Below are 12,027 nucleotides of genomic sequence, written 5' to 3' on the forward strand. Positions count from 1 at the left end.
AGAGGCCGCCTCGCGGGCCGAGGCGCCGGGTGCTCCGGACGTTGCTGGCTACAGCTCTTCGTCGCTGACGACGGTGATGTCCTTGGAGCGCAGCAGGGCGGTGGTGATGCCTTCGCCCGAGCGCAGCACTCCGGACTCGTAGACGCGCTGGCTCCCGCAGGAGGGGCTCTTCTCCTTGAGCAGCGCGACCGTCACGTCGAAGCGTTGCGCGGCATCGAGCGCGAGGAGGGCTCCACGCTGGAAGTCCTCGGTGCGGTCCGTGCGTGCTTCGCGCTCCAGCGCGCGAGCCTGCCCCGCCCAGACGTCGACGCCCGTGCCGCCGCGCAGGTCGACCGGAGGGCGAGGAACGGGCAGCCCGGAGGCGACCTCGGGGCAGATCGGCACGACCGCCTTTCCCTCGAGGGCCGCGAGCACTCGCTCCGAGCGCTGCGAGCGTCCGTCATAGCGGCACGCTTCGCCCAGGAGGCACGCGCTCACCAGCACCACGGGGGCTTCGCGAAGGGCGGCGCGGCGCGCTTCCTGTGGCGGTACCTCTCGCCCCCGTGCGTGACAGCCCGCGGCTGCCGAGGGTGACGCGGTCGTGCTCGAACGCGGCACTGAGGCGTGCCCTGGCGGAATGGCGTCGCCCTCGGTGGGGCTCGCTGCCCGAGCGTCCGTATCGGTGGGCTTCAAGTGCTCGGAGGCCGACTGGCGCGGATGGGTGGCTCCGTCGCCACCCTTGGCCGTCAGCCTGGCGTCCGAAGCCGACCTTGCCTCCGGAGTGGCGCGCGAGCGACTCGACTGCGTGATTCCACCTTCGTCCGCCGGACCCTCGGCGTCACTGTCCACCGAGGATGCGAGGCTCGTACCGGCCCGCGCGTCCTCGCGTGTCACGTCGTCGCCCCGGGGCTGCGCAGGGCCAGCTCACCCGTGCTCGGCGCCGCCGTCACGCGCGTCCTCACGCCATCCAGCGTCACCTGTCCGGTCACCGCGAGCCGCACAGCCAACGGATACAGCCGATGCTCCTCGACGAGGATGCGCGCGCTCAGGCTCTTCTCGTCATCGTCCGACAGCACCGGCACCGCCGCCTGTCCGATGATGGGCCCCGTGTCCGTGCCCGCGTCCACGAAGTGCACCGTGCACCCGGCCACCTTCACCCCGCGCTCCAGCGCCTGCCGCTGCGCATGCAGCCCCGGGAACGACGGCAGCAGGGAAGGGTGGACGTTCAGCACCTTCCCGGCGAACCGCCCCAGGAAGTCCGCGCTGAGCAGCCGCATGAACCCCGCCAGACACACCCACTGCACCCCCGCGGTGCCCAGCGCCTCGAGAATCGCCGCCTCGAACGCGGCCTTGCTCGCATGCGCCTTGTGGTCCACGACCACCGCGGGCACGCCCGCGGCCCGCGCCCGCTCCAGCGCATACGCCGTGGGCACGTTCGACACCACGCAGGCCACCTCGGCCGGGAAGTCCTCGCGCGCGCACGCGTCGAGCAACGCCTGCAGGTTGCTCCCGCCGCCGCTGACGAGCACGCCCAGCCGGACCCGCGCCGCGCTCATGGCTCGATGACCGCCGTGGCCTCGCCCGAGCCCGCCTCCACGCGGCCCACCTCGGACGCCTCCACGCCCCGCGCCCTCAGCACCTCGAGCGCCTGCGCCACGTCCTCCTTCGCCACCACGACGATGAGGCCCAGGCCCATGTTGAACGTGCTGAACATCTCGTCGCGCGCCACGCTCCCCAGCTTCGCGATGAGGTCGAAGATGGGCGGCTTCACCCAGGACTTCTCGCTCAGCACCGCGCGCGTCCCGTCCGGCAGGCACCGGGGCAGGTTGCCGGGGATTCCGCTCCCGGTGATGTGCGCCATGCCATTCACCTTCACCGCCTGCGTCAGCGCCAGCGCGTCCTTCACGTAGATGCGCGTGGGCTCCAGCAGCGCGTCGCCCAACGTCCGCCCCAGCCCCTCGGGCGTCGCGTCCAGCGCGAGCTTCGCGTTCTCCAGCAGCACCTTGCGCGCCAGCGAGTAGCCGTTGCTGTGCAGCCCCGACGACGTCAACCCGATGAGCGCGTCCCCCGGCTTGACGCTCTTGCCGTCGATGATGGCCGAGCGCTCCACCACCCCGACGCAGAAGCCCGCCAGGTCGTACTCACCCCGCGCGTAGAAGCCCGGCATCTCCGCCGTCTCGCCGCCGAGCAGCGTGCACCCGGCCTGCTCGCAGCCCTGGGCGATGCCCTTCACCACCTCCGCCGCCGCGTCCACCTCCAGGCGGCCCGTGGCGAAGTAGTCCAGGAAGAAGAGCGGCTCCGCGCCGCAGGTGAGGATGTCGTTCACCGACATGGCCACCAGGTCGATGCCCACCGTGCCGTGCCGGCCCGCGGTGAAGGCCACCTTCAGCTTGGTGCCCACCCCGTCCGTGCCCGCCACCAGCACCGGCTCGCGGTACTTGCCGGGCGGCAGCGCGAACAACCCCCCGAAGCCGCCGACTCCCGCGACGACCTCCGGACGCATCGTGCGCGCGGCGTAGGGCTTGATTCGGTCGACAAACGCGTCGCCGGCCTCGATGTCCACTCCGGAGTCTTTGTAGGTCGTTCCCACGGGCGGCCTTCTATCGACCCCGGAGTCCGTTGTCTCGGGCTCCGGAACCCCGGTGTCGGGTTTGCGGCGAGCCCGGACGCACGGTGTGTCCCACCGGTCCGTACAAAAGGTAATTTGACCAGGGGGGGAGGGGCTGATTGACTCCTCGCAGGATGGGCGCCGAGGAAACCCTCTTTCAACGTTTCGGCAAGGAATTCCCAAAGGGCACCGAACTCTTCCGTGAGGGAGAGGCGGGCCGGGAGATGTTCGTCATTCAGGCGGGCAAGATCTCCATCTCCAAGCGCGTACGCGACGTGGAGAAGGTCCTGGCGGTCCTGGGGCCCGGCGAGTTCTTCGGGGAGATGGCCATCATCTCCAACAAGCCGCGCAACGCGTCCGCGGTGGTCAACGAAGACGCCCGGCTGTTGGTCATCGACCCCAAGACGTTCGAGGCGATGATCCGCGGCAACGCGGAGATCGCCGTCCGGATGATCAAGAAGCTGGCCGAGCGCCTGTCGGAGGCGGACGCCCAGATTGAGAACCTGCTGCACAATGATCCGGCCAGCCGGGTCGTGCACCAGCTCATCCAGACCGCCCAGTCGCGCGGCCGCCCCTCCGAGGAGGGGACGGGGACGGACATCGACTTCGTCATCCGCGAGATGCCCCGACAGATTGGCGTGGGCGAGCCCGCGGTGCGCAACGTGCTGGAGCGGCTGATCCGCGCGGGCCTCATCTCACGCAGTGGTGACAGACTCACCGTGTATGACACGGCCAGACTCCACGACTTCCTCCAATACCTGGAGATGAAGTGGAAGTTCGGAGACCTCTAGCGTGAAGCTCCGCGTCCTCGGCTGCCACGGTGGCGAGCTTCCCACGTGCAAGAGCACGTGCTTCCTCGTCGATGACGTGCTGGCGCTCGATGCGGGCGCCCTGACGGGGACGCTCTCGTTGGAGGAGCTGTGCCGGGTGGACCACGTGCTCGTGGGCCACAGCCACTTCGACCACGTGAAGGACCTGCCGCTGATGGCGGACCTGGTCATCGGTCGCCGGGACAAGCCCGTCACCATCCACGCCTCTCGCGAGTGCGCCAAGGCCCTGCGCGAGAACATGTTCAACAACGCCCTCTGGCCGGACTTCACCCGCATCCCGACCAAGGCCAACCCCGTCCTGCGCATCCAGACGTTCCGCGCCGGCGGCACCTTCCAGGTGGGGCCCTACACCGTGCGCAGCGTCCCGGTGAGCCACCCCGTGGAGTCCTGCGGCTTCATCATCTCCAACGGCAAGAGCACGCTCGCCATGAGCGGGGACACCGGGCCCACCGACAAGCTCTGGAAGGCCCTGAACGAGACGAAGAACCTCAAGGCCCTCCTGCTGGAGACGTCGTTCCCCAACGCCCTCCAATCGCTGGCCGACATCTCCGGCCACCTGACGCCCCACACCCTGGGGCTGGAGCTGCAGAAGTTCCAGCGCAACGGGGCCTCGGTGATGCTCTACCACCTCAAGCCGGCGTTCGTGGCCCAGCTCAAGAAGGAGCTGGCGAGCATGCCGGTGGAGGTGCTGGAGCTCAACGACGTGTTCGAGTTCTAGCCCGTCCCCCGGGCGGCGACGCAGCGCGCCACACGGAACGGTTGACGGGCGCGGACGGTCGGATTAACCCCCGCCGTTCTCATGGCCTGGTTTTCGAAGAAGCCGCGCATCGCCGTCGACACCCAGCAGCAGCCCGAGCCCGGACCGTCTCGCATGGAGGGCCTGTGGGCCAAGTGCGAGAGCTGCGACGAAATCATCTACCGGCAGGAGCTGGAGAAGAACTGGATGGTGTGTCCGCACTGCGACCACCACCACCCCTGGAACGCGCGCGCGCGACTGGCGACGCTGCTGGATCCGGACAGCTTCGAGGAGTTCGACAAGGAGCTGGAGCCGCAGGACCCGCTCGGGTTCAGCGACTCGAAGAAGTACAAGGACCGGCTGAAGTCCACGCGCAAGAACCTGGAGGAGAACGACGCGTTCGTCTCCGGCGTGGGCCGCATCGGCGGGCACCAGGTGTCCGTGGGCGCCTTCATCTTCGAGTTCATGGGGGGCTCCATGGGCTCGGTGGTGGGGGAGAAGGTGGCGAGGACCTTCGAGCGCGCGCATGACCTGAAGTGCTCCGCGCTCATCTTCTCGGCGTCCGGCGGCGCGCGCATGCAGGAGGGCATCTTCTCGCTGATGCAGATGGCGAAGACGTCCGCGGCCATCGCCCGCTTCCGCACCGGCAACAAGCCCTACATCTCCGTGCTGCTGCACCCGACGACGGGTGGCGTGGCGGCCTCGTTCTCCTGGCTGGGGGACGTCATCCTCGCCGAGCCCAAGGCGCTCATCGGCTTCGCCGGTCCGCGCGTCATCGAGCAGACCATCCGCCAGAAGCTGCCCGAGGGCTTCCAGCGCTCGGAGTTCCTGCTCGAGCACGGAATGATCGACAACATCGTCAACCGCAAGGACCTGCGCGGCCGGCTGGGTCAGATCCTCGGCCTGCTGGGCTGAGCCCCCGCGCTCATCTGAGTCCCCCATGAGCGCGCCCAGGACACCGGAGGAAGCACTCGCCTTCCTCTCGCGGCTCAACCCCTCCGGCATCAAGCTGGGGCTGGAGCGGGTGAGCGAGGCGCTCGAGGCCCTGGGCCACCCCGAGCGCCGCGCTCCGGTACTGCACGTCGCCGGTACCAACGGCAAGGGCAGCACCTGCGCCTTCGCCGCCACCGCGCTCCAGGCCGCCGGCCACCGCGTGGGCCTCTACACGTCCCCGCACCTGGTGCGCGTCAACGAGCGCATCCGCGTGGACGGCGAGGACATCTCCGACGAGGACTTCGGCCGCGCCATCCTCGACGTGCTGGAGCGCTATCCCTCCGCCGTCGCCGAGCCGATGACGTACTTCGAGTTCGGCACCGTCGTCGCGCTGTGGCACTTCGCGCGCGTGGGCGTGGACGTCGTCGTGCTGGAGACGGGCCTGGGCGGCCGGCTGGACGCGACCACCGCGGCGCCCTCCATCGTGACGGCCATCACCCCCGTCTCGTTCGACCACATGGAGTACCTGGGCAACACCCTGGCGGCGATCGCCGGCGAGAAGGCCGGCATCCTCAAGCCCGGCGTGCCCTGCGTCGTCGCCCGACAGGCCCCCGAGGCGCTGGAGGCCATCGAAGCCCACGCGCGGGTGCTCGGGTCGCCCCTCCTCGTGGAAGGGCGGGACTTCGAGGCGTGGCTCCAGCCCGACGGGAGCCTGTCGTACCAGGGGGGGGCGTGGCGGCTGGAGGGGCTGCGCCTGTCGCTGCGAGGCCCGCACCAGGTCCAGAACGCGGCGGTGGCGCTGGCCTGCCTGGAGAGCCTGTCCACGCGTGGCGTGGCCGTCTCGGGCGAGGAGGCGAGGGTGGGGCTCGGCTCGGCGCGCTGGCCAGGGCGGCTGGAGGAAGTGGGGGAGCGACCGGTCGTCCTCCTGGATGGCGCGCACAACCCGGCGGGGGTGGAGGTGCTGCTCGCGTCCCTGCGCGCCCTGTACTCGGGACGCCCGGTGCACTGCGTCTTCGGCGTGGTGGCGGACAAGGACCGGGGGCCGATGATGCGGGCCCTCTTCCCCGCGTGTGCCTCCGTGCAGCTCACGCCCCTGGACACTCCGCGCTCGCTGGTGCCCGGGGCCTATCTCGACGAGGCGCGCGCGCTGACGCCCGACGTCGCCGCGTGGCCGGACGTGGACGCGGCGCTCGCGGCGGCACGGCGACGCGCGGGCCCGGAGGGGCTGGTGCTGTGCACCGGCTCGCTGTTCCTGGTGGGCATGGTGCGGGCCCGCCTGGGGCGAACGAGCACACCCTGAGGGGCCAGCCCGCGCCCGGCGTCGGACATCGACCTGGTGCCTTCGGGCGAGGGCCGCCGGAGTGCTGCCCCAGGGGGTGACCTTCGAGGAGGGGCCTTGCGTCCAGGACGGGCAAGACACATGGGCCGACGGGGTGAATCCTTGGCGCGTTGCATCAGGCGCCGTAGATTCGAGACATGCGCCTGCCGGACTGGAGAGCCGCGACCACCACGGGACCCGCCATCCCGTCCATCGACGAAGTCGACTTCCGGGCGCTTTACACGAAGACGAAGTACGTGGTGGAGACGGCGGACGGTTGGTCGCTGGTCATCACGCGCTACCGTCCGGTGAAGCAACCGTTCGCCCAGCCCCTGTTCGGCGAGCCGCTGCTCCTGGTGCATGGCTTCTCGCAGAACCGTCACACGTGGACGAGCGGCCAGTTCGTCAAGAACCTGCTCTTCTTCGGCGTGGACATCCACATCCTGGAGCTGCGCGGCCACGGCAAGAGCTCCATCGCCTTCCAGAAGGAGCGCGCCGAGCGCTTCAAGCGCCCGCTGCCTCCGGACCTGGACTACGGCTGGGACCTGGACAGCTACTTCCTCTACGACCTGCCGGCCGCCGTGTCTGGCGTCAAGCGCATCACCCGCCGCGAGCGCATCTTCTACTGCGGCCACTCCATGGGCGGGATGCTGGGCTACGGCTACACCGGCATCCACGACGACTTCGAGGGCCTCATCACCATCGGCTCGCCCGCGGACCTGGGGCGGGGCTTCATGGCGCTGCGCATGCTCGCGCACGGCGCGCCCATGCTCGCGGGGATGATCGACATGACGCTCGCCGGGGTGAACCTGGGCGGCGACGTCAACGGCCTGGGCAAGAAGCTCTTGTCGCGCGGGGTGGGCGCGTTCAACGCGAAGTGGGGCCGCAAGCTGGTGCCCGAGGAGCGCCGCAAGCTGCGCTTCGACGCGGTGCCCGTGGACCTCATCCTCAAGTTCGTCGAGCGGCAGATTGGGAAGGCGGAGGACTCGCCGCTGTATCAACAGCTCACCACGCGGCTCAACCGGCTCATCAACCCGGAGCGCGTGGGCGCCGACGACATCCGGTGGCTGTTGCGCGAGGGCGGTGAGCGCGAGCCTCGCAAGGTCATCGAGCAGTTCGCCAGGTGGATCCGCCGCGGGGAGATGGTCTGCTACCGCACCGGCTACGACTTCAAGCGCGGCTTCGAGAAGATCCACATCCCCATGGCCATCATCTTCGGGGACATGGACCCGCTCGCCTCGGTGGAGTCCACCCGGAGCGTGTACCGCGCAGCCAAGAGCGAGTACCTGCTCTGGCGGCCGGTGAAGGGCAACAGCCACATCGAGCTGACGATGGGGCACGACATCCGGCAGATCTGCTACGACATCAAGAACCTCATCGAGTACGCGCGCACCCACCGCAACCGCGCGCCGACCCTGCCTCGCCTGCGCTAGTCGCGCCTGGGTGAGGCGGTGTGGCTGGAAAGTTGGAGGGTGATGGGCGCGTGTTAGCATCCGCGCCCACTGTCAACGTGAAGGGGAGTGGTCGATGAAGGCCTCAGCGGTGTGGCTGCTCGGTGTGGTGCTCGTGCCTTGCATGGCGCTCGCGCAGGCTCCGGCGGCGAACCTGAACACCATCACCAGCGTGCAGGTGAATGGCGGGACGGTGACCATCTCCGGCTCGAAGAAGGCGAACTTCACCACCTTCACGATGACGGACCCGCCCCGGCTCGTCATCGACATCGCGGAGGCCGTGTTCAACGGCGTCCCCGAGGAGACGCAGGTGGGCAATGGCACGGTGACGGGCATCCGCACCGCCAGCTACGGCTCGGATGACTCCGCCATCGCCCGCGTGCTCATCGGCTTCGAGCGCGAGGTGGAGACCGACATCCAGGCCACCGACAGCCAGCTCGTCGTCAAGGTCGTCGGGGGCGCGGGACAGGCCGTGGCCCAGGCCGCGCCCACGCCGCCGGCCGCCCAGCCCGCCACGGATGGCTCCGCCGCCGAGGCCGCCGCTCGCGCCGAGTCCGAGCGCCAGGCCCAGGAGAAGGCCGCCGCCGAGGCCGCCGCCCGCGCCGAGTCCGAGCGTCAGGCCCAGGAGAAGGCCGCCGCCGAGGCCACCGCCCGCGCCCAGCAGGACGCCGACGCCGAGCGCCAGCGCCAGAAGGAGGCCGAGGCCCGGGCCGTGGCCCAGCGCGAGGAGGAGCAGCGCTCCGCCCAGGCCGCCGCGGACGACAGGAAGCGCCAGGAGGCCGAGGCCCAGGCCTCCGCCAAGGCCGCCGCCGACGAGCGGAAGCGCCAGGAGGAGGAGGCCCGTGCCTCCGCGCAGGCCGCCGCCGATGAGCGCCGCGCCACCGCCCAGGCCGCCGCCGACGAGAAGAAGCGTGCGAAAGAGGACGCTCTCGCCGCCGCGAAGACGGCCGCCGAGGACAAGCGCGCCGCCGCCCAGGCCGCCAAGGAGGAGGCCGCCGAGGCCCGCCGTCAGCGCGAGGAGGAGGCCCGCGCCGAGCGTGAGCGCCGCCAGCAGGAGCGCGTCGCCATGGCGGCCCAGCCCCGGGAGCGCCGCGAGGTGTCGAGCGGCGGTTCGTCCGAGGTGTCGTCGCGCCGCAAGACGATGACGCTGGTGGGCTTCCAGCAGCAGGGTGGGGTGTCGCGCGTCTTCATCCGGACCAACGAGCCGGTGCGCTACAGCGTGAGCGAGACGGGCAACGCGGTGGTGCTGGAGCTGGAGAACAGCCGCATCGACCTGAGCAACAACACCCGGCCGCTGGACACGTCCTACTTCAACTCGCCCGTCACCCGGGTGGACGCGGACGCGGAAGGCCGCAACGTGCGCGTCACCGTGCAGCTGCGGCAGCAGGCCCCGGTGCAGGCGCGGCAGGACGGGAACGTCATTTCGTTGGATTTTCAGCGCACCGCTCGGTGATAAGGGCCCCCGCGCGGCCGTGGCGCGGCATACCTTGCACCCCTGAATGAGCCTCCTCGTTCCGCTCGCCGCCGCGCTGCTGGTCTCCTCGGCGCAGATTCCGCTCGCCACCCAGGTCCAGCTCCCCTCCGGCGAGACGGTGGAGCTGGCCGCCGACTTCCTCACCTACGAGGCCGACAAGCAGGTCCTCACCGCGCGCGGCCACTGCGAGCTGCGCACCGGCGAGATGCTGCTGCGCTCGGACGAGGTGACGTACGACGAGGCGAACCAGGTGGCCACCGCCACCGGCAACGTCATGTTCGTGGGCCCCGGCGGCATGGCGGCCGTCGCGGACGACGTGAGGGTGGACATCCGCTCCTTCGAGGCCACGCTCCAGGGTGGCCTCTTCATGCAGAAGAAGGGCGTCACCCAGGAGGCGATGCTCGCGGCGAAGACGCCCGAGGAGCTGCGCTCCATGGGCGAGACGCCCATCATCCTCAGCGGCACCCGCATCCGCCGCACCGGGCCCAACGCCTTCACGGTGGATGACCTGGCCTTCACCCCGTGCGAGTGCGGCTCCGGGGAGCCCACCTGGCGCATGGAGGCACGGTCCGCCAACGTCATCCTCGGCGAGCGCGCCACCCTGTCGTGGCCCGTGGTGTACGTGGAGTCCGTCCCCATCTTCGCGCTGCCCTGGGTGTATCTGCCCCTGGCCGAGCGCCGCACGGGCTTCCTCTTCCCCAACCCCAACTTCTCGGGCCAGAGCGGCTTCAGCCTCGAGCAGCCGTTCTTCCTCACGTTGGGGCGCAGCTACGACATGACCTTCACCCCGGGCTATTACCTCGGCTCGTCGAAGCAGTCGGTGACGCGGGAGCTGCCGTCAGGCAGGTTGATCACCTCCGACGAACCGCGGCTGTTCGGCGTGAAGGGCCCTCGGCTGCGCACGGAGTTCCGTTACGTGCCCAGCGAGACGACGCGAGGTCGGGTGACGCTCGGCCTGCTGCACGACTCCCAGCCCGTGCGGAACCCTCAAAACGGCAACTTCTACATCTACCCAGAGGGGACGCCGAACGAGGGCCGATACGTGGACGTGGCCCGGGGCTGGCGCGGCGAGGCGTCCTGGCAGCACTTCCAGGACCTGGGCTCCGGTTGGTACGACCGGGTGGACGCGGCGTTCGTCTCGGACGGCAACTACACGCGCGACCTCACCGCCGACATCATCATCCGGGACCTCGACTACCTGCGCAGCAGCGCCACCGTGTTCCGCCGCAAGGAGGACTCGTACGCGGGCCTGGACGTGTCCCTGCGCCAGGACATCCGCTGGCCCTATCGCTTCTTCCAGGACAACCGCGTGCCGGCGCAGGTGGACCCGCTGCGGCCGGACCTGCCCTCGCCGGTGACCTTCCAGCGCCTGCCCGGCATCCTCTACGCGCTGCCGGAGCGCCCCCTGTTCGGTGGCGTCGTCGGCGGGCTGCGCGCCGAGTTCACCCGCCTGGCGCCCATGACGGGCGGCTTCGGGGACGAGGGCGTCGACGGCATCTTCCGCCGCGAAGGCATCTACCTCCCGCTGGGCTACTACTACACGGACCCGACGTGGCCCCTGGACCCGGGGCAGGGCAACGGCCTCTTCGATACGCAAGATCGCGAGGCGAGAGATCGCATCGACCTCACCTCCCGACTCGCCACGTCCATCCCCCTGGGGAACGTGGCCAGGGTGACGCCGTCGCTGGGCGTGCGCCAGGACGTGTGGGCCGGTGAGTACTCGGGCCGGACCTGGCAGCGCGGCTACCCCATCGCGGGCCTGCTCGTGGACACCCAGCTGACGCGCACCTGGGACGGGGAGAAGAACCGCTACCGGCACGCCTTCGCGCCCTCGCTGGAGCTGCGCTATGTGCCGGGCGGCTGGGGCCACGTGCCGTCCGCGGGCGCTCAGCGGGGGCCTGGGTTCGCCCAGCCCTACGACGAGGTCGACGCGGCCGTGCCCCTGGACCTGGACGGCCGCACGCGGGGCTTCCTCCAGGGCGTCTTCGCCGTGGACCAGACGCTGCGCGTCAAGGTGGGCAACGTGTACCGCGAGCCGCTCCGGCTGCGCATCGGTCAGGGCTTCGACCTGACGCGTTACGCACCCGCCGCGAACAAGCTCGGGGATCCCGAGCCGGTCCTCCGCGACACCTTCGCGCGTCTGTCGACGAGCGTGGGAATGCTCACCGCCGGTGGGATGGTTCGCTTCGACCCCAACTCGGGGCGCGTCACGCAGATCTCCGGCGACTTCAACATCGACAACGGCAAGGGTCAGGCGCTCTACGCGCGCTACGACGACATCCTCACCACCGCGCAGACGGCCATCGACCGGGGTGAAATCCCCAACGCCCTGGGCCCCGATTCCATCCGCCGCCCCCTGGATGCCCTGGTAGGCCGCGTATCCCGGGAAACGCCCGGCCTCCCCACGGCCGAGCGGGCCCAGGCTCTCATCGCGGGTACGCGTTTGACGCTCGGATTTGGCCTCGGGGTGCGGTACGAAGCCCTGGTGCAGCCCCTCTACCAGGATCTCGCAAACCAAGAGGCGTCGGCGCCCTTCGCCCAGCAAACACTGGGGGTGTCTTATGGGCCAGCGTGTAATTGCTGGCGCATTGAAGGGGTGGTGACCCTCAGACGTGATATCGGACTGGAATTTTCCGGTGTGAATTTCAGCGTCACTGGGTTGGGATCGTTCGGTTCGGGCGGCTAGGAATCACCGTAG

General features: G+C 70.1%; 10 protein-coding genes. 7 read left to right on the plus strand and 3 right to left on the minus strand.

Translation table 11 applies throughout. From position 1 onward, the window contains the following. Nucleotides 1-48: 48 nt before the first annotated feature. Genes LXT21_RS18690 through purM form a run of 3 tightly spaced genes read right to left on the minus strand, consistent with a single transcriptional unit; the run spans nt 49 to nt 2,569 of the window. Nucleotides 49-873 (minus strand): 2-thiouracil desulfurase family protein, encoded by an 825-nt coding sequence (locus LXT21_RS18690; RefSeq protein WP_323394650.1) that lies wholly within the window; start codon nt 871-873, stop codon nt 49-51. After that, a complete protein-coding gene (purN, locus tag LXT21_RS18695; RefSeq protein ID WP_254039495.1) occupies nt 870-1,535 on the minus strand; it encodes a phosphoribosylglycinamide formyltransferase in 666 nt (221 codons plus the stop codon). The genes LXT21_RS18690 and purN overlap by 4 nt, the downstream gene beginning before the upstream one ends. Then, complete coding sequence (gene purM, locus LXT21_RS18700; protein WP_254039496.1) at nt 1,532-2,569, minus strand: phosphoribosylformylglycinamidine cyclo-ligase; 1,038 nt, start codon at nt 2,567-2,569, stop codon at nt 1,532-1,534. The genes purN and purM overlap by 4 nt, the downstream gene beginning before the upstream one ends. 152 nt (nt 2,570-2,721) lie before the next feature. Here purM and LXT21_RS18705 point away from each other — a divergent pair, with 152 nt between their 5' ends. The 7 genes from LXT21_RS18705 (at nt 2,722) to LXT21_RS18735 (ending at nt 12,015) form a co-directional block, all read left to right on the plus strand. Then, the gene (locus LXT21_RS18705) at nt 2,722-3,378 is read left to right on the plus strand and encodes a Crp/Fnr family transcriptional regulator (protein WP_256571785.1); all 657 of its coding nucleotides are present in this window, start codon (nt 2,722-2,724) and stop codon (nt 3,376-3,378) included. Between the two features lies 1 nt (nt 3,379). After that, complete coding sequence (locus LXT21_RS18710; protein WP_254039498.1) at nt 3,380-4,135, plus strand: MBL fold metallo-hydrolase; 756 nt, start codon at nt 3,380-3,382, stop codon at nt 4,133-4,135. A gap of 81 nt (nt 4,136-4,216) precedes the next feature. Then, a complete protein-coding gene (gene accD, locus LXT21_RS18715) occupies nt 4,217-5,068 on the plus strand; it encodes an acetyl-CoA carboxylase, carboxyltransferase subunit beta (RefSeq protein WP_254039499.1) in 852 nt (283 codons plus the stop codon). A gap of 25 nt (nt 5,069-5,093) precedes the next feature. Beyond that, entirely contained in the window at nt 5,094-6,386 is a 1,293-nt protein-coding gene (locus tag LXT21_RS18720) for a bifunctional folylpolyglutamate synthase/dihydrofolate synthase (RefSeq protein ID WP_254039500.1), read from the plus strand. A 176-nt stretch (nt 6,387-6,562) separates the two neighbouring features. Beyond that, nucleotides 6,563-7,837 carry an alpha/beta hydrolase gene (locus LXT21_RS18725; protein ID WP_254039501.1) on the plus strand — a complete coding sequence of 425 codons (1,275 nt, stop codon included), beginning with the start codon at nt 6,563-6,565 and terminating at the stop codon, nt 7,835-7,837. A 94-nt stretch (nt 7,838-7,931) separates the two neighbouring features. Continuing rightward, nucleotides 7,932-9,308, plus strand: coding sequence for an AMIN domain-containing protein (locus LXT21_RS18730; RefSeq protein WP_254039502.1), 1,377 nt, complete (start codon nt 7,932-7,934; stop codon nt 9,306-9,308). A gap of 46 nt (nt 9,309-9,354) precedes the next feature. After that, nucleotides 9,355-12,015 (plus strand): LPS-assembly protein LptD, encoded by a 2,661-nt coding sequence (locus LXT21_RS18735; RefSeq protein ID WP_254039503.1) that lies wholly within the window; start codon nt 9,355-9,357, stop codon nt 12,013-12,015. The last annotated feature ends 12 nt before the right edge of the window (nt 12,016-12,027 follow it).

The organism is Myxococcus guangdongensis (assembly GCF_024198255.1).
Classification (GTDB): Bacteria; Myxococcota; Myxococcia; order Myxococcales; family Myxococcaceae; genus Myxococcus; species Myxococcus guangdongensis.